This window comes from Hydrogenispora ethanolica (assembly GCF_004340685.1).
GTDB classification, from domain to species: domain Bacteria; phylum Bacillota; class UBA4882; order UBA8346; family UBA8346; genus Hydrogenispora; species Hydrogenispora ethanolica.
Genome location: NZ_SLUN01000047.1, coordinates 23,486 through 41,766 on the forward strand (window position 1 = coordinate 23,486; position 18,281 = coordinate 41,766).

19 protein-coding genes and 1 riboswitch are annotated in these 18,281 nt (G+C 49.2%); of the genes, 14 read left to right on the top strand and 5 right to left on the bottom strand.

Annotated features, from left to right (window positions below):
* Positions 1–42 precede the first annotated feature (42 nt).
* The 10 genes from EDC14_RS23905 to EDC14_RS23950 all read left to right on the top strand — a co-directional run bounded on the left by EDC14_RS23905 (position 43) and on the right by EDC14_RS23950 (position 9,672).
* Complete coding sequence (locus EDC14_RS23905; protein ID WP_132017192.1) at positions 43–936, top strand: copper transporter; 894 nt, start codon at positions 43–45, stop codon at positions 934–936.
* Positions 937–951: 15 nt separating this feature from the next.
* Complete coding sequence (locus tag EDC14_RS23910; RefSeq protein ID WP_243663100.1) at positions 952–1,638, top strand: glycosyltransferase family 2 protein; 687 nt, start codon at positions 952–954, stop codon at positions 1,636–1,638.
* 6 nt (positions 1,639–1,644) lie between these two features.
* Positions 1,645–2,538, top strand: a complete 894-nt coding sequence (locus EDC14_RS23915; protein ID WP_132017194.1) for an MraY family glycosyltransferase — start codon at positions 1,645–1,647, stop codon at positions 2,536–2,538.
* Positions 2,535–3,371 carry a deoxyribonuclease IV gene (locus EDC14_RS23920; protein ID WP_165908279.1) on the top strand — a complete coding sequence of 279 codons (837 nt, stop codon included), beginning with the start codon at positions 2,535–2,537 and terminating at the stop codon, positions 3,369–3,371. Before EDC14_RS23915 ends, EDC14_RS23920 begins: the two co-directional genes overlap by 4 nt.
* A 3-nt stretch (positions 3,372–3,374) precedes the next feature.
* Positions 3,375–3,836 (top strand): ribonuclease HI, encoded by a 462-nt coding sequence (gene rnhA, locus EDC14_RS23925; protein WP_132017198.1) that lies wholly within the window; start codon positions 3,375–3,377, stop codon positions 3,834–3,836.
* Between the two features lie 145 nt (positions 3,837–3,981).
* On the top strand, positions 3,982–4,809 hold the full coding sequence (locus EDC14_RS23930; RefSeq protein ID WP_279388793.1) for a transketolase: 828 nt from the start codon (positions 3,982–3,984) through the stop codon (positions 4,807–4,809).
* Positions 4,810–4,839: 30 nt separating this feature from the next.
* Positions 4,840–5,784 (top strand): transketolase family protein, encoded by a 945-nt coding sequence (locus EDC14_RS23935; protein ID WP_132017200.1) that lies wholly within the window; start codon positions 4,840–4,842, stop codon positions 5,782–5,784.
* A 72-nt stretch (positions 5,785–5,856) separates the two neighbouring features.
* Positions 5,857–6,969 (top strand): 6-phosphofructokinase, encoded by a 1,113-nt coding sequence (locus EDC14_RS23940; protein WP_132017202.1) that lies wholly within the window; start codon positions 5,857–5,859, stop codon positions 6,967–6,969.
* 93 nt (positions 6,970–7,062) lie between these two features.
* On the top strand, positions 7,063–8,064 hold the full coding sequence (locus EDC14_RS23945) for a ketose-bisphosphate aldolase (RefSeq protein WP_132017204.1): 1,002 nt from the start codon (positions 7,063–7,065) through the stop codon (positions 8,062–8,064).
* A gap of 76 nt (positions 8,065–8,140) precedes the next feature.
* A riboswitch (NiCo riboswitch) is annotated at positions 8,141–8,227 on the top strand.
* Between the two features lie 41 nt (positions 8,228–8,268).
* Complete coding sequence (locus EDC14_RS23950) at positions 8,269–9,672, top strand: cation diffusion facilitator family transporter (protein WP_132017205.1); 1,404 nt, start codon at positions 8,269–8,271, stop codon at positions 9,670–9,672.
* 145 nt (positions 9,673–9,817) lie between these two features.
* Here EDC14_RS23950 and EDC14_RS23955 read toward each other — a convergent pair whose 3' ends face one another.
* A complete protein-coding gene (locus tag EDC14_RS23955; RefSeq protein WP_132017207.1) occupies positions 9,818–10,165 on the bottom strand; it encodes a hypothetical protein in 348 nt (115 codons plus the stop codon).
* A 271-nt stretch (positions 10,166–10,436) separates the two neighbouring features.
* On the opposite strand from EDC14_RS23955, the gene ylqF reads away from it, so the two are divergent.
* On the top strand, positions 10,437–11,291 hold the full coding sequence (gene ylqF / locus EDC14_RS23960; RefSeq protein WP_132017209.1) for a ribosome biogenesis GTPase YlqF: 855 nt from the start codon (positions 10,437–10,439) through the stop codon (positions 11,289–11,291).
* Here the strand turns inward: ylqF and EDC14_RS23965 are convergent.
* Complete coding sequence (locus EDC14_RS23965; protein ID WP_165908281.1) at positions 11,224–12,267, bottom strand: lysylphosphatidylglycerol synthase transmembrane domain-containing protein; 1,044 nt, start codon at positions 12,265–12,267, stop codon at positions 11,224–11,226. The genes ylqF and EDC14_RS23965 overlap by 68 nt on opposite strands.
* Before the next feature lie 189 nt (positions 12,268–12,456).
* On the opposite strand from EDC14_RS23965, the gene EDC14_RS23970 reads away from it, so the two are divergent.
* From EDC14_RS23970 to EDC14_RS23980, 3 genes are read left to right on the top strand one after another with little or no spacing between them, the layout of a single operon-like run.
* Positions 12,457–13,149: a ribonuclease HII gene (locus EDC14_RS23970; RefSeq protein WP_132017213.1), complete on the top strand. Its 693-nt coding sequence runs from the start codon at positions 12,457–12,459 to the stop codon at positions 13,147–13,149.
* A complete protein-coding gene (fliK, locus tag EDC14_RS23975) occupies positions 13,136–15,190 on the top strand; it encodes a flagellar hook-length control protein FliK (protein WP_132017215.1) in 2,055 nt (684 codons plus the stop codon). The genes EDC14_RS23970 and fliK overlap by 14 nt, the downstream gene beginning before the upstream one ends.
* The gene (locus EDC14_RS23980) at positions 15,187–15,510 is read left to right on the top strand and encodes an EscU/YscU/HrcU family type III secretion system export apparatus switch protein (protein ID WP_132017217.1); all 324 of its coding nucleotides are present in this window, start codon (positions 15,187–15,189) and stop codon (positions 15,508–15,510) included. The genes fliK and EDC14_RS23980 overlap by 4 nt, the downstream gene beginning before the upstream one ends.
* Positions 15,511–15,542: 32 nt before the next feature.
* Here EDC14_RS23980 and EDC14_RS23985 read toward each other — a convergent pair whose 3' ends face one another.
* From EDC14_RS23985 to EDC14_RS23995, 3 genes are all read right to left on the bottom strand, one after another.
* Entirely contained in the window at positions 15,543–17,069 is a 1,527-nt protein-coding gene (locus EDC14_RS23985) for a YifB family Mg chelatase-like AAA ATPase (protein WP_132017219.1), read from the bottom strand.
* Positions 17,070–17,082: 13 nt separating this feature from the next.
* A complete protein-coding gene (locus EDC14_RS23990) occupies positions 17,083–17,478 on the bottom strand; it encodes a YraN family protein (protein WP_165908282.1) in 396 nt (131 codons plus the stop codon).
* Positions 17,479–17,705: 227 nt separating this feature from the next.
* A complete protein-coding gene (locus EDC14_RS23995; RefSeq protein WP_132017223.1) occupies positions 17,706–18,116 on the bottom strand; it encodes a phosphoribosyl-AMP cyclohydrolase in 411 nt (136 codons plus the stop codon).
* Positions 18,117–18,281: the final 165 nt, after the last annotated feature.

Sequence of the window (18,281 nt, forward strand, 5' to 3'; positions counted from 1 at the left end):
TGAAAAAACAGAAATCGTTCACTGTTATGTAAGGTGGTTAAAATGATTGTAGATATTCGTTATCACGTTGTTTCCTTGGTCGCAGTTTTTTTGGCATTGGGCTTAGGAATCGTTGTTGGGGCTAATCTGGGACGAAACGTCAACCTCGGATTCGAAAAACAGATTCAAAATTTAGAAACCACATATGAAAAAATTCGGGAAGATCAAAGGGTTTTACAAGCGACGATCGATGCCAAAGATTATGAATTGGAAGTAGCGAATCAATTTCAGAAAGCAATTGTCCCCAATTTAATCGGCAACAAATTATTGGGAAAACGAGTTGCGATTCTGCGCACCAATACTTCCGTAGACTTTCGTTATCCCAAACAACTTGTGGATTTGCTGCGCCAGGCAGGGGCGGAAGTCACTTCGATTACGAGCTTTTCGAAAGCAATGAATTTAAGCGATCCCCAATTCAAAAACGAACTTATCCAAGCTTTTGACTTGCATGAAGCGGATGATGCCAAACTTTTCCCGGCAATATATAATAAAATCGTAGATATTATCGTGAAAGGACAGGGTTCATCCCAGTTGGTTTATTTGCAAAATAAAGATATGGTTCAATTATGGGGCGATTATAATCGTGGATACGCAGATACGCTTATTTTTTGGGGAGGCGGAATGATTTTTGAAAATAACTTTCAGAAAGATATTGATGTTCCTTTGCTGGATGCCGCCCGTAATCAGGGTATAACCTTTATTGGGGTTGAACCAAGTTTCGCAGTCGATTCCTACATGAAATTATACCAATCCAAATGCCCGAATACGATCGATAATATTGATACTCCTCCCGGACAGGTTACGCTAGTTTATTTATTGGCTTCAGGAAAAAAGGGTCACTACGGAATCAAGGATACGGCGCGGGCATTGATTCCGGAGATAAGACTCAATTATTAATGGGGGTATATAATCGTGGAAGAGGGGAAAAAAGAACTGATCACCGTCTTAATCCCGGCTTATAATGAAAGCGCCAATATTGAGGCGACGATTACGGCGGTGAAGAATACCGGAAAAGTGGATCAGATCATCGTAATCAATGATTGTTCCAGCGATCAAACTAGTGAATTGGCTCGGCGGACCGGAGCTGATGTGTTGGATCTCCCTAAAAACATGGGTAAAGGGGGAGCATTAAATTACGGTCTTCAAAACGCCAAAGGTTCCATCATTGCCTTGCTGGACGGCGATTTGGGCAAATCCGCTGCAGAAGTGGAAAAGTTAATTGAACCAATTATCAATAACAAAGCGGATATGACGATTGGTAAATTTCCGCCCGCCTTGAGAAAAGGCGGGTTTGGACTGGTAACGACCTTAGCGAAGAAGGGAATCCGCTGGTTTACGGGGCTAGAGGTTGCCAGTCCGCTGTCCGGTCAGCGAGTCATGCGTTTGGCGGTAATTCAAGCGATTGGAGCGTTTGAGTCAGGATTTGGCGTGGAAGTTGGTTTGACCATTGACGTTTTTCGTCATGGTTTTCGAGTCAAAGAAGTTCCAGTTCAAATGACTCATGCCGAAACGGGCCGGGACTTAGCCGGTTTTTTGCATCGCGGCCAACAGTTTTGGGATGTCGTCGCCGTTTTAACCAAAAGACTATTCAAGAGGTGAGAACGAGTGGAACTTTCCGATTTTTTTAGGCCGCTGTTATTGTCTTTGAGCCGGTATTTATTGATTTTATTGGTGTCATACGTTTTAGCCTGGGGGACTATGCCGGTATTAATGAAAATGATTATGAACGCCGGCTTTCATAAACTAAATTACCAAGGTGAGCAAATTCCCGTCTTCGGAGGGTTGGTCTTCATTTCTCTCCTTCCTTTCATTACTGGAATCGGGTTGTTGGTTGGGGCCGCATCGTATACCAATGTGAAAGTCTTTTTGTTTTTGACCGTTATCTTTGGAATGGGTTTCATGGGTTTTTTAGATGACCAATTAGGCAATCATGCAGTCAAAGGGTTTCGAGGCCACTTAACGGCGCTAATTAAGAATAAGGAGTTAACGACCGGCGGATTTAAACTTTTGTTCGGGGCCGTTATCGCTACGGTTTTTAGTATCGGTTCCGCTGAATTGGTCCAAGGAGCTTGGTTCATCTGGCCGCTTCTGCTCAATTTCTTTTTGATTACCTTAAGCGCGAACACCATTAATCTTTTTGATCTGCGTCCCGGACGAGCCGGGAAGGTTTACATTTTAGGCTTTATTGTAATTCTCATTTTTAGTAAGCAATTCGAGGATTCCTTGGGATTATTTCTACCGATTTTGGCGATCATGTTAGTATATTTGCCTTATGACCTGCATGCCAAAGTTATGATGGGAGACCTGGGATCCAATATGCTCGGTGCTTCTCTGGGAATGATGATGGCGTGGATGTTCAGCGATCTTGGCAAAATAATTGCTGTAGCGTTATTGATCGTCATTCAATTAGCGGCGGAAAAGTATTCCTTTACCGAGATTATCGAGCGCTACCGCTGGTTAAAAACCCTGGATCAACTTGGGCGGAGGAAGGAAAATTGAAAATTGGGGTCCATGTTTCAATTGCTAACGGTTTGGCGGGTGCTGCAAAAACTGCCAAAAGCATTGGCTGTGATGGATTTCAAATTTTTGCGGGTAATCCGCGCGGTTGGGCGCGCAAACCGATCGCCGACGCTGGTTTTGCGTCATTCCGGACAGAAAGGGAGCGGGCCGAACTTTGGCCAGTGGTGGTTCATCTGTCGTATCTTCCAAATCTGGCTTCGAGTGATCAGGAATTATATGAGAAGTCGGTTCTTACTCTCGTTGAAGATTTTGAACGTGCGAATCGGTTGGGGGCGGACTTTTTCGTTTTTCATCCCGGAAAAACGAAAGCGGTGGATGACGGTTTGAGGAGAATTTCGCTCGCAGTCAATCAAGTCTTAGAGAGAATTTCAGGAAAAACCGTTCTTTTATTCGAAAATCAGGCCGGAGCCGGCGGCGAGGTGGCAGGTTCATTGAAAGAACTGGGCCAGCTTGTCGCGACAGTAAAATTTCCCGAAAGAGTGGGAATTTGTTTTGACACTTGTCACGCCTTCGCTGCCGGGTATGATCTCCGAAGTGAGAGCGGCTGGAAAAAGACCTTGCAGGAATTGGATCAATATGTCGGTAGAAATTTTCTCAAAGTATTTCATCTCAATGACTGTAAAGGGGAGCTGGGATCCCATTTGGACCGCCATCAACATATCGGGGAGGGACAGATCGGTCTGGAGGGCTTCCGCTTTTTAGTGAATGAACCTTTCTTGTCCAAGCTTCCAGGGATCTTGGAGACTCCCCAGATTGCAGATGGAGATGACCGAAAAAACTTAGCAACATTACGAAGTTTGATGAAGGGGTAACCAGTGAAACAGATTCAAATTTATACCGATGGAGCTTGTTCGGGGAATCCCGGGCCGGGCGGCTGGGGAGCCATTCTCATCTATAACGGAGTCGAAAAAACGCTTTCCGGGTTTGCCCCTGAAACCACCAATCAACGGATGGAGCTCACGGCGGCGGTTGAAGCGTTAAAAGCATTAAAAGAACCTTGTCAAATTAAGCTTCATTCCGACAGCGCCTATCTAATAAACGCGTTCCGTCAGAATTGGATCGGGAAATGGCTGGCGAACGGCTGGCAGAACGCTCAGAAAAAGCCCGTTGAAAATCAGGATTTATGGCAAGAGCTCATCACCTTGAGCCGTATCCAACAGGTCGAATGGATTAAAGTCCCCGGGCATCAGGATAACATTTACAATAACCGGTGTGATAGCATTGCCCGCGAAGCCATCAGCAAAAACCAGACTAGCAAAGCCGAAGCGAAGAATTAGGATCCTCTCGAGAAGTCGGCGATGAGTCGGTTTTCCTGGACTCCGGCAACTTTATTTCATAAAAAATGACCATCCAAAGCAGGAAATATTCCCAGGATTGGCGAACCATAGTTTTCGGTAACAAAAAATGAGGGAGTGAAGTACTTTGCTTACATCAGCTCAGCTTGCTGAGTTAAATGAACACGCCAGACAGATGAGGGGCCATATTATTCGGATGTTGGCCGCTTCCAAATCAGGCCACCCCGGCGGTTCCCTCTCTGCTGTCGAACTCCTTTCCTATCTGTATTTTTATAAAATGAAGATCGATCCTCAAAATCCTACTTTACCCGATCGAGACCGGTTCGTTTTAAGTAAAGGACATGCGGCACCCGTTCTTTACTCGGCTTTGGCGGAAAGAGGATTTTTTGATAAAGAACTGCTCCAAACCCTGCGGCAGTTCGGCAGTATTCTGCAAGGCCATCCCGATATGAAGCGTATTCCGGGAGTCGATATTTCCAGCGGCTCTCTGGGCCAAGGCCTTTCGGTGGGGAATGGGATGGCGCTCGCGGCCAAGTTAGATCGAAAGCCTTATCATGTGTATGTTCTCTTGGGGGACGGCGAAATCGAAGAAGGTCAAGTTTGGGAAGCGTTAATGACTTCCGTTCATTACAAGCTGGACAACTTAACGGCGTTCCTGGATTATAATCACCTGCAAATCGACGGCACGATCGAGGATGTCAAATCGCTGACCGATCCGGGAAAACGGTTTACAGCTTTCGGCTGGCGCGTCGTCAGTGTTGACGGGCACAATATTGCCGAAATCGATCGGGCCGTTGAGGAGAGCGAAAGCGTAAAAGGCCAACCGACCATGATTGTCCTGAATACCTGCAAGGGAAAAGGTTGTTCGTTTATGGAGAACCAGGTTGGCTGGCATGGGGCGGCTCCTAAACCCGAAGAAGCGGAAAAAGCACTCCAAGAGCTTGGTTTGGCCTAAAATTTTATCAATAATGTGAGGGATCAAACAATGGGTGATAGAATTGCTACCCGTGATGCATATGGTAATGCTTTAGTCAAACTTGGCGAGACCAATCCGAGTATTGTGGTTTTGGATGCCGATCTCTCAAAATCCACGAAAACCGCGGGGTTTGCCAAGAAATTTCCGGAACGGTTTATTCAAATGGGAATCGCGGAAGCCGATATGATGGCGACGGCCGCCGGATTGGCTACTTGTGGCAAGATTCCATTTGCCAGCACTTTCGCTATCTTTGCTACCGGCCGGGCTTATGACCAGGTCCGGAATACCGTCGGTTATCCCCATTTGAATGTTAAAATAGCCGCCACCCACGCCGGTATAACCGTCGGCGAAGACGGAGGCTCCCACCAATCCATCGAAGATATCGCACTCATGCGGGTGATTCCCGGAATGACCGTGCTCAATCCGGCGGACGCGGTGGAGGCGGAAAAGCTGATTCTGGCCGCTGCGGAATATCAGGGTCCAGTTTATATCCGGTTAGGCAGAGAACCGCTGTCCAAAGTCTTTACCGATGATTATCAGCCGGAAATCGGCAAAGCCGTCCGTCTCCGGGATGGCAAAGCCGCCACGATCATCGCCACCGGGATTATGGTTGAAAAGGCCTTACAGGCAGCCGACATTCTGGGGCAGAAAGGCACCACGGTCCGGGTGGTGAATATTCATACCATCAAACCGATCGATGCCGCGGAGATTATCAAGGCAGCCTGGGAGACCCGGGCGATCGTCACCGCCGAGGAACATTCGATCATCGGCGGATTGGGCAGTGCCGTATCGGAAGTGGTCGTTCAGAATCATCCGGTACCCATCGAATATGTCGGAGTGAAGGACCGTTTCGGTCAATCGGGCATCCCTGCAAAACTGTTGGAGGAGTATGAACTCAGCCCCGAACACATTGTGGCTGCGGTTGAAAAAGCGATCGGACGCAAAAATCCCTAAAGCCGCAATGCGGGTCGAAATCTATAATGGTGCTATTTTCTCAATCGAATCATTGGGATAGGAGCGAATGCCATGATCAAAAAAATTGCTTTCATGACCGGTGGCGGCGATTGCGCGGGAATCAATGCTTTTATCGCTGCGGCGGTACGTCAGGGGATTCATCAGTATCAGGCGGAATTTGTCGGGATTAAGAAGGCTTTTGAAGGGGCATGCTCGGACCGGATCGAAGACCATTTATTGCCGTTAAACCTGGAAGCAGTGAACGGTCTGGAAGTGAAGCCGAGCACGATTTTGGAATCGTCGCGTTTTAATCCTTTCTCCAAGGATAATGTCGAGAAAGGCTATCCTCAAAAGTTGCTCGCAAACCTCAAGAAGATCGGTGTCGACGCGGTTTTAGCCACGGGAGGCAATGATACCATCAAATCGGGGATGGGCCTTTCTAAACTCAATTTTCCGGTGATATCCGCTCCCAAAAGCATCGATAACGATGTCTCCGGGACCGACACCATGTTGGGTTATAAAACCGCGATCACTTTCGGAACGGCGGCAGTGCGAAGCACCGTCGATTCTGCCAAGACGCACCGCCGGATCTCGATTGTCGAGATTATGGGGAGAGAGGCCGGCTGGCTGACCCTTGAGATCGGCATCGCCGGCGGCGCCGATCTGATTCTGATTCCCGAAAAACCGGTTGACCTTGCCACGCTTTGTGATCGGATTGTCGCGCTCAACCAACGGCAGCAATATGTGAATCTGGTGGTTGCCGAAGGCGTCCGCCTGAAACCGGACGATCCGGTTTTACTCCGGGCGAAAGCTGAAAACCCGGTGGTGAAGGCGTTGGTTGAGGAAGACCTGGGGATCGATTCCCATGGGAATCCCAAACTCGGCGGAATCGGGCAAATCCTGCGCCGGATCATCCGGACTCAGCTTGGACTGAAAAAACTGGAGGATGTCCGGGCGACGGATTTGGGCTTTACGTTGCGCGGATTGGCTCCGGTGGCAGATGATATCGTCTTGGGCACCCGCTTTGGGATTAACGCAGTGGACTTGCTCTTCGCCGGAGTGTCCGGGAAGATGGTCGGGTTGCAAGGAACGCGGATCGTTACCGTGGATTTCGCCGATGCTTTGGTCCAAAAACAGGTTAATTGGTCCGAAAATGATTTGCGAAGCGTTGGCGTAGTTTTTTAAAAGCGTTGCGTTCATCCCGTCCGAAGGTCGGGTGAGCACACAAGCTCAGTGAAGCAATTGATTATTATTAGAATATTAAAGGAGTGAGTTTCAATGTTAGTAACGTCAAAAGCTATTTTGGAAGCAAGTTTGAATGGTTTCAAGGAAGGAAAGCCCTTCGCCATCGGCGCTTATAATGTGAATAACATGGAGCAGATGCAGGGTATCATGAAAGCGGCGCGGGAGACTCAATCGCCGGTCATCGTTCAGGTGAGCCGCGGCGCCCTCAAATATGCCGAGGATAAATACTTGCGCAATATTGTCATGGCCGGCGTCGAGTTAAACCCGGATATCCCGGTGGCGCTTCACTTGGACCACGGCAATAACATGGAAAGCGTGAAAAGAGCCATTGATCTCGGCTTTACTTCGGTCATGATTGATGGGTCACTGATGGAAGATTCCAAAACGCCTTCCGATTTTGCTTACAACGTCAAGATCACCAGCGAAGTGGTGAAGTATGCTCATGATCGCGGCGTATCGGTCGAAGGCGAGATTGGTACGTTGGGAGGAATTGAGGATGGAGTCGGTTCCGGCCAAACCCATCTGACCAAACCCGAGGAAGCGGCCGAGTTTGTGGAAAAGACCGGGGTCGATTCGTTAGCGATCTCCATCGGAACTTCCCATGGGGCTTATAAATTCAAAGGCGAAGCCAAAATCGCCTATGATGTAATCGAAAGCTGTCGTAAATTACTGCCCAATGTGTATCTGGTATCCCATGGTTCCTCCAGCGTTCCCAAGGAATTGATCGACATCATCAACCAGTATGGCGGCAAGATGGAACATGCGGCCGGAATGCCTCTGGAAGCGCTCCAAAAAGCGATCCAGGCCGGGATCAATAAAATCAATGTGGACACCGACATTCGTCTGGCTGCCACTGCGGCCACCCGGAAATATTTGGCCGACAACCCTTCCAAGTTCGATCAGCGGGATTATGCCGGCGCGGCGCGCGAAGCGGTCGCTCAGGAGATCATGGTCCGGATGAAAGGCTTCGGAACGACCGGTCACGCCAAAGACGTTCCCAATTGGGGCTTAGCTGAAATGAAAGCGAAATATTGAGAATTTCTGAAAACGATAAAACTATTGACAGCCACCATGCCATGATCATATGATAAAGAAGAATCCATTGGATATATCGGTTGATTATGAGCAGGCGATGTGCTGAAAAGCATGTGGGGCTGGGCCCGGCAGGGCAGCGGTGTAATTTACCCGTGGGACATAATATTTGTCCTACGGGTCATTTTATATCTGGAGGGAAATGGATTGTCCCATGAAAAGCAGACCGTGGCGTTGAGCTCGGTATTAGCGGCAATTTTTTTGACCGGCATGAAGATCGTGATCGGGATCTATACGGGTAGTCTGGGTATTCTTTCGGAAGCGGCCCATTCCGCGCTCGACCTGGGCGCGGCGGTGATTACCTTTTTCGCGGTAAAAATCTCCGACAAACCGGCGGATATCAATCACAATTACGGCCATGGCAAAGTGGAGAGTTTTTCTGCTTTAATCGAGACGCTGCTGCTTTTGGTGACTTGTATTTGGATTATCCGGGAAGCGATCCAAAAATTATTTTTTGGAGGAACGCTTGAGATCTCCGGGAGTGGCTGGGGTATTGCCGTAATGCTGGTCTCCATCATCGTCGACATTTCCCGGTCCAGAGCATTGAAACGCGCCGCCCAGAAATATGGCAGCCAGGCCTTGGAAGCGGATGCTTTACATTTTGGTACCGACGTTTGGAGTTCGAGTGTGGTCATTGTCGGGCTCATCTTTGTCAGCCTCGGCGATTATTTGAAGCTTCCGTTCTTGCATTATGCCGACCCCATTACGGCGCTCGGAGTCTGCGGCATCGTTATCTATGTGAGCCTCGCCCTCGGCAAACGAACCATCGATGTCCTGCTGGATGCCGCCCCGGCCGGAATGCCCGAGAACATCGCGCGGATCGCTCAGTCGGTGGAAGGCATCAAAGAAGTCGAGAGCGTCCGGATCCGGCCGTCCGGGCCCACTTTTTTCATTGATTTGCAGGTGGGAATCAGTAAAAACGAGAGCCACCGGGTCGTTCATGCGCTCGTAGAAAATATCCAGCAACAGGTCCAAAAAGAGTATCCTAACAGCGATGTCACGGTGAGTACCTATCCCATCTCGCCGCTGGAAAAGGAAGACCGCGAAGTCTATCATACGGTCAAAACGATCGTGGACCGCTTTCCGAAATGCACTAATATCCATAATATCCACGTCTTTGAGATATCGGGCAAGAAACGGCTGGCCATCCATTTGGAAGTGAAGGAGAACTTGAGCTTGCAGGAGTCCCATAATCTTTCCCACGAGATCGGAAACTTGGTGCAGCTAAGTTTCGCCGATGTCGAGGAGGTCAGCGTAAATTTTGAATATGTGAAACAGCAAAACATCGTGGCCGAAGATATCACTGCGGACAGCCAGACGCTGATCAGCGAGATTGATACGCTAATCAACCGCGTACCCGAGAAACTGAACTGCCATGATGTCCGGGTATACCGGCAGGGGGAGAAATTGACGCTGTTTCTCCATTGCGAATTATCCGGAAATTACGGCACGGAAACCATTGAGAAAATTTCCAACGGCATTTCCCAGAGAATTCGCAAATTGGTCTCAAATGTCGATGATGTTTTTATCCATGTCGAGCCGATGAGTTGAGCCGCGGTTTGACACCCGTCGCCGCGCCGCCCCTGCCGAACTGAACCGCTGGGACCGGGCGTGCCACTTTCGATCCGGCTCATCGGTCCGGATTTTTTTTGGGAACCTATTCGCCGCTCCAGATCGTATTTTTTCCATCCGTGGTTCACTCCCGGCGGAGCGGCCGCCGGGAAGCCGTCCTCGATGCCAATCCGGATCCGGCGGAACAGGAAGCCCGGAAGCCGAACCGGCGAAGGGCAGTCCCCGCCACTGGAGCGCCAATGGCAAAATGAACAGTGGCGCTCGCCGCCACCGCATCTTCAGTCGGAAAATGATCATGGGCTGTCCCGGCCACTGCATCTTGAATGGCTAGAGGAACAATGGCGGCCCTCGCCATGGTTTCTTGAATTCGATAAGGAATGGCGGCGCTCGTCGCCATCGAAGCGTAAATTGCCCAACGAACCATGGCGGTCGCCGCCATAGCACCGGCAGGGACAGCATCAGCTCCGGCCATCATCGCCGCCTCATCCTCAAGGCTCCAATGATCCGCGGCGGTCCTGCCCGAAATGGGATGGGGCGAGCGGAGCAGCCCTGGACCGGGAGAGCCTTCATCCGTGGAAAGGATGCAGACTGAAAGAGAAATCCCCGGACATTCCACGAAAGAAGAATTATTTCAATGGTTTTTTTGGTATAATGTTGATGTTTGACCATCGGAGAAGGCATAAGACGCAGACCCGGCTTGAAAAACGGGGTCAAACAGATTGTGAGCGACGGAGGAACCTATCTTGCAGACGATTCACTGGTATCCCGGTCATATGGCCAAAGCTAAACGGCAACTGACCGATCTCATTCAATATCTGGATATTATCATCGAGATTCGCGATGCGCGGCTGCCGTTGATCAGCCATAATCAGGACTTGGAGCCATTATTGAAAAAACGGCCGAATCTGGTTTTGCTCAACAAAACCGATCTGGCCGATCCCGAAGTTACGGGCCGATGGTCGGATTGGTTTGCCGGGAAAGGAGTAAGCGTCGTGCAGGTGAACGGCAGGAATGGACAAGGGGTGCAGGCGATTTGGCCCAAACTCACCCAGCAATTTGCCGGAAAACAAACTCCGCGCGCTTTACGGATCGGAGTGGTGGGCATCCCCAACGTCGGGAAGTCTTCCATTCTCAACCGCATCACCGGTTCGGGCTCCGCTAAGACCGGCAATCTGCCGGGTGTCACCCGGGGCAAACAATGGATCAAGAGAAACGGTTTTGAAATCTTGGATATGCCGGGCTTGCTTCCGCCCAAGATCAACAATCAGGAGGACGGAATCAAACTGGCGCTGATCGGCACGATCCGCGAGGAGATCATCCCGACTTACGATTTGGCTCTGGTTTTGCTGGAAAATTACGGCGAGCAGCTGTTTGGGTGGAGCAAGGAAAGGATCGTCTTTGAGCATATTGAAGAGAAACTGCAATGGTATGCCAAGAAGCGCGGGTTTCTATTGAAAGGTGGCGCGATCGATCTTAACCGTGGCGCTTCGGCGCTGCTCAATGATTTTCGCAATGGGCAGCTGGGACGGATCAGTTTAGAGCTTCCGCCGCTGGATTCCGGCGCCGAATCATCCTCAATAGCACCAGCCCCCCGATAAAGGTGGAGATATAGTAGCTCAACAAGCGCCAGAAAAGGACGAAGATCGCCCGTAAATTGGCGGGGATAAATACCAGTATCGAGTAGAAGCTCAGCTCCATGACGCCGCTCCCCCCCGGAATGGGAAGATAGGAAATGATGAACACCAGGATGAATTGGAAGAAAATAATTTCCCAAAATAGATTGGCGACGTTGATTCCCAGGGCGAACATCACAAATGGGGCGATGGCGAAGAACAGTGTCCAGTAGAGAAACGAACATAAGATGACCAGATATAGGTTGATCCCGCGCCGGAACTGTTGAATCGCCTGGTGAAATACATCCAGCTCGTTCAACAGGTGTTCGATGCGGGGCAATATTCTTTGAAAGAACTTAAATTTTTCGAATTTGTTGATCAAAAACGAGCAGCCGACCTTGGCGATCTTCGGCTTGACAATCAAGCCGATGAGCACCGCCGAAACCAGAAACGCCAAAGGAATTGCCACCGAAGTCGCCTGGCGGACAACTCCCACCGAAAACTTGGCATGATAGAAAAGGAGCAAAAAAGGCACGGTAATGGTGAATACCAGCGTCGAAAAGGTGACCCGGATGGTAACTACGGCGCTGGCTTTGCCCGGTTGCATCCCATTTCTGCATAAGAGATAGATTTGGGTGGGAACCCCTCCCGAATAAAAGGGAGTGATGTTTCCCGAAAACGTAGTAGCTAGGTTAATGCCGAAGATTCGTCGCAGCGGGATCTCTTCCCCCAAACCCGTCGTGATCAAATGAATCCGGACCGCTTCCATCAGCCATGAGCCCAACAGAACGAGGCAAGCCAGGAAAAAGGCCAGAAAGTTAAACTGGCCCCAATTGAAAGCATGCTTCGCGGAACTCGAAGAATGGAAAAAAATGAACAGCGTACTCGCCAGGGTTAGGATTAAGGCGATCGTCAAGCCTTTGGTCAACCATTCTTTGAGGGGTAATGAGTTCTGTTTCACCGGGAACCTCCCACTCGTGATGTACAATAATTTCTGGCTGGGTTACGCAATATCCTGCATGTAAAATCTGATTTCATTCCTGGAGATTGCCATCTTTCCCTCATTTTAAAGTTTTTTGGCAATTGTGTCGATACTCAAAATATTATTAGTCTGTGACTTTTTTAAAGGCCCATCATTGAGGAGCAATGAATGAGACAGAGTGCCCAAAGTGTAAACCGCCCGCGACGCTTGCCCAAACTCTCCTGGGAAGAGCGGTTAAAGGCTGAGCGGGAATGTTGGCAAAATGGCTTTCAACGGGTCGCCGGCCTGGATGAAGCCGGTAGAGGCCCTTTAGCCGGACCGGTTGTGGCTGCGGCTTTTGTAATACGCCCTGATTTTCAGATCGAAGGAATTAATGACTCAAAACAGCTCACGCTCAAACAGCGCCAGAAGTTTTTTCCTTTGTTAACATCGGGCGAATGGCAGTTTGGCGTCGGCATCGTCGAACCAGAGGAGATCGACCGAATTAACATTTATCAAGCATCCCGGGTTGCCATGCGGCAGGCCTTGGAAGCAGTGGACCCTCGACCCGACTTCCTGCTGGTGGATGCCCTGGTTGTGCCCGGAACCGACATTCCGCAGCATTCGCTGATTCATGGCGATGCCCTTTCGGTCGCCATCGCCGCGGCATCGGTAATCGCCAAACATACCCGGGACCAATTGATGGAAGAGTATGACTCGCTTTATCCCGGTTATGGGTTTGCCAAACATAAAGGCTATCCGACCTCCGAGCATTATGCGGCTTTGCGGCGATTGGGGCCTTCTCCGATTCACCGCCGGTCATTTAATTTAGGAAATCCATCGACAGAGACCATGGAGTTGTTCACGGATGATGAAAACTGACGTTATAAAAATCAGCGACCTGACAGCGTTAAATCAGGTCTTCAATGGCAAACAGCTGAAGCTGTCCGACGGCGACGTGGTGGCCGGAAAGATCCTCCAAGTCTCCTCCGGGACGGTTAAGTTGACCATGGCCGGAGAGACGATCCAGGCCAAACTGGAAGGCGCTCCTCCGTCTGTCGGCTGGTGGTTGTTCCAAGTCAACGTGGATGCTCAGGAGCAGATCTCCTTGCGCATCATCAGCGCTTTGCCGCAGCCCGATTTGAATGAAGCCTCTCCGCAGCTTCAAAACATAACTTTTGACCCTCAAGTTTTTCTCAGGCAAGGTTTACCGCTCTCCAAGGAGAATATTCTGAAATTCTTCGAGTTGATGGAGCAATTTCAGGCCAAATACGGCGTGTTGCCCGACCCTAAGGCAGTCGCGCTGCTCATCGCCAGGGATTGGCCCAATACTCCGGGAACCATGCTTTCGGCTTGGATCGCCCAGGATCCCCAGCTGCGGAATCAATTATGGAATACAATCAGCGATGATTCCCTGCTGGGGCAGACGGTACGGATGAACGATCCGCCGGAGGCGGTATTCAATCAGCTGACAAAGATGGAGCAGGGGATCTTCCAGACCCTATTCCGGGACTCATCAGGGATGGGCGATCTCGGACCGAAAGTCGGGCAGCAGGCGATTGGTCCCCAAATGCCGGCGGTTGCGGAGGAGCACCCAACCGTTTCGCCGGCGGCGGATTCGGAACAGGAAACGAGTTCCATGCCTTTCGCCCAATTATTTAAGGGCATCCGGGAGTCATCATCCCAGAATCGTCCAACTCTACCCCAGGGTGCGAACGAATTCCGGTCGGGAATTCCCGCAGCGATGAACAACCGTTTGGATCCGCCTGCGGTTCCCGTTGCCAATGCCGCGCCCCCGGAGTCCGTTATTCCTGGGGAATCCCCCAGAGACATCCAAACATTCGTCATGCAATTATTGAATCGCACGTCGATTCCTGGGAATCCCCAGGACCCCGGTTCTGCGGTTCCAGTCCCGAAGGCTCCGGACCAGGCAGCGGCGGTGCAACTTTTAATGAGCCCGATGGCGCCGGACGGCAAGGTTTCACTTCCGGGACTTTCTCCAAATGAGGATTTGGAAACCATTCTAATTCAATTCCTGAAGAATCGTTCCGAATCTTCCGTCACAGACCCGGAAAGACCGGCGGCCAAGGCATCCTTTTCCGAAAAGGCTGATCTGGAATTGGCACTGCAAGCCTTGACGCCTACCCTGATGGCGGGGGAAGGAGGAGTTCCGGCTCAGGGATTGGGGCAAAAGGATACGGTGGAGAAAGTCTTGACCCAGTTATTCAAGTTTTTCCAGAGCGACGCTCCAGCGGATTCGGAGAACAAGCCGATTATACCCGTGGAGGTAAAAACCTCGGAACCTGAAGCTGCAGCGGTGTTCCAGGAGAATTATCCCGCTTCCAGACAGAAAACGCCGATTCAAGAGGGGTCCCTCAAACAAGTTCCGCCAAGCAGGGAAGCGGACCCGAATTCATTAAAAATGTTTCAAAACGAAGTGTCCCAGGAAACGGGCGCGGATAAACAGGGGCCCATCCGGACAGTCGCCGAAAAAGAGCAGATTTTATCTTTGTTGCAGCAAAACAATACAGTTTTGCAGAAACTTGCCACACCCCAGGAATCCGGCAATCTACTGAATATCATTCCTTTGCTGGTGATGGATTCCCGTAAGAACATCTATGAACTGAACGTCGAGTGGCAGCGAGAGTACGGTCCTGAACGGGCGCCGGAAGAATCGGAAGAGCGGATTCGGGTGGCAATCCCTACGGAAAACATGGGGGAGATTGGACTCAATGTAACCATGAGCCGTCAAAAGATAAAAATCCATTTTGAAGTCGGATCGAATGCGGTACGTCAATTTTTCATGCAGAACTTAAGTCTTCTGCGCACCACCGTCCAAGAACGGGGCAGGATTGGAATCGCCGTGACCGTGCGCCAGGAACCCATCGATCATTCCGGAAATGGAGTTGACCTCCGTCTATGAATGATTTAAAACGAAAGTATGCCGCAGCGCTGCGCTATCAATCCGATCGGGACCAAGCGCCGGTGGTGGTGGCCGCTGGCAGAGGCTTGATAGCCGAAACGATTATCAAATTGGCAACCGAAGCCGGGATCCCCAATTACGTGGAACCGGGATTAGCTCGGATTTTGTCAGGAATGGAACCGAGAACCCCGATCCCTAGGGAAACCTACGAACTGGTCGCCAAGATCCTGACGTTTATTTGGAATATGGATCAGAAATACCATGTGCAAAACGATCTCCAGAGGGAACTCGATTCGTATATTGGGAATAATAATTCATAGCGATTTCGATATGATTGCTTGAGTTTGAAAACTTACGCAAATCTTTTCCGATCCAAACTTCGGTATTGTATAGCTTCGGCTAGATGCGCCAAACCAATTATTGAAGCGCCTTCCAAATCGGCAATCGTTCTGGCTAATTTAAGAATGCGGGTATAGGCTCGAGCGCTCAGAGAGAACCGCTGTACAGCCTGGCGAAGTAAATCCTTGCCCGCCTGATCCAATTGACAATATTCGTGTAACTCCTTACTATTCATATACGCATTGCAAAAATGTGGCGTATTGGCGTAACGAGTTCGTTGAATTTGTCGTGCGCGCTCCACCCGCTGCCGAATGGTCAACGATGATTCGCCTTTTTGCAATGATTCAAATTCAAATTCTGCCAAACGGGGAACTTCGATTTGCAGGTCAAAACGATCGAGCAAAGGGCCGGAAATTCGATTCTGATATCGTTGGATACCAACTGGGGAACAGGTGCATGCCTTCACTGGATCCCCGAAAAACCCGCACGGACACGGATTCATAGAGGCCGCCAGCATGAAACGTGCCGGAAATGATAAGGTAGTGGCTGCTCGAGCAATGGTAACTTTGCCATCTTCTAAAGGTTGTCGTAGTACTTCAAGAACATCTCGCGGAAACTCTGGCAGCTCATCTAGGAATAAAACCCCATGATGCGCCAGGCTGACTTCACCAGGGTGTGGAATTCGTCCACCGCCGATTAACCCCGCTGAACTTGTGGTATGATGGGGCGCGCGAAAGGGACGCTGTTGAATTAGCGAAACTCCGGGAGACAACAGCCCGCTTACACTGTAAATTTTAGTGATATCGATTGCCTCCTTTTCGCTAAGCGAAGGCATGATTCCAGGAAGCCTCCGTGCTAACATGGTTTTCCCCGAACCCGGGGGACCAATCATTAGGATATTATGACCTCCCGCGGCAGCCACTTCTAGCGCTCGTTTGGCTTGCTCCTGTCCTTTCACATCAGCCAAATCATCCTCTTCAAGAGCAATCGCATGGTCCATATTGGTAACAAGTTTGAGCTCCGGTATGCTATCGTTATTGAGAAACTCTTTAACCTCGCGTAAATTGTTTACGGCAACCGGAACAATACCGCTAATCACCGCTGCTTCAGCATAGTTTTCGGCCGGAAGCACGAGATATTTTTTCTTCCCCTCGCGGGCAGCGAGGGCCATCGGAAGAATTCCATTGACCGGTCGTACGCTACCGTCAAGCGCTAATTCTCCGACGAATGCCGCATCCGTGAAATGGTCCGGCCGGAGATCTTCTTTGGCAGCTAAGATCCCAATCGCGATGGGAAGGTCAAAGCCGGATCCTTCTTTTTTTATATTTGCGGGAGCCAAATTGACAGTTATCCGATGCTCATAAAAACTAAAATGAGAATTCTTAATCGCGGCCCTTACGCGTTCGCGGGCTTCCTTAACAGCGGCATCCGGAAGACCGACAATATCAAAACAAGGGATTCCAAAACGTAAATCAACCTCTATCAATACTTGAAATGCATCGACTCCATTAATGGCCAAACTTTCAATTTTGGCAAACAAACAAATCCCCCCGCTATAGACAGAACGCATTTTTAATCAGCTTAATCCGAAAATCTCCTTTTGAATCAAAATCAATCGAGACTACGTCAAAGCGAAATGGAACATCGATTAACTGATGCTCCTGTAAATAATTGTAGGCCGATTGAATCAAATGCTCCTTTTTGGCTCCGTTCAAGGCCTCGTATCCAAAACCAAAATAATGGTTACGACGGGTTTTTACCTCGATAAAACACCATATTTCTGCTTCTTGGGCAATAAGATCGATCTCTCCAAAACTGCAACGATAGTTTTGCCTTATCATTCGATATCCTTGGGAACAAAGATACCGAAGGGCTTCTTGTTCACCCCATCTTCCAAGCTCTGTACGATTTGTAAAATTTATCATAAAACATATTTCGATACTATCCATGATTTTCCTGCAACAATCATGGCTTACTAAGGATAGGCCCATTAAAATGATGAAAAACGGTAGTTAAGGTATTAAAACAATTTCAGAAGAAAAAGGATATTACCTGCTCCCATTATTTTTATTACTCCATAATAGTTCCTCGCTTGATAAAGAATTCAGATGCATAAAAATAAAAGGACCCTTTGGTATCGGAGGGTCCTATTTCTTTAATATATGGTTCTAGTCTTTTATGGATTTAAATTCTCCAACTCCCACGTTTCAAAATTCAACTTACGATAGTAACAGTTCCGAGCTTCTCCCGCAGAATTCTTCGTATGACAGATCCCGCCTTTGCGAGGACGTACTTTGAAAAGCAATGAATTCTGTTCGCAATTCACCAAAACTTCCACTAAGTCGTAAACTTCTCCAGAGGTTTTTCCTTTTTCCCAGAGTTCATTGCGTGAAGTAGACCAAAAGACGGCAGTCCTAGTTTCTACTGCTACTTTCAATGCTTTCTCATTGGTGTATGCTACCAGAATGACCTCTTGCGTATCAATGTTCTGGACAGCCACCGGGATTACATCAGTACATTTAGCGGCGATTTTAGCAATTTTGCCAAAATCTAGCTGAAGCGTTTTTCCTTCTTCTAATGGATTCATACAATAACCTCCTTGCAAAACTTGAAAATGTTTTTTCAACTATACCATAAAGAAACCGGTTACGGCTAGAATAATTTAACCTGTTGTGCTATTTGAACTGAAAAAAGGTATAAGAAATCCAGCAAAAAAGTCCGACTTATCAAATGGCTAAAAGAGATAAGGAGA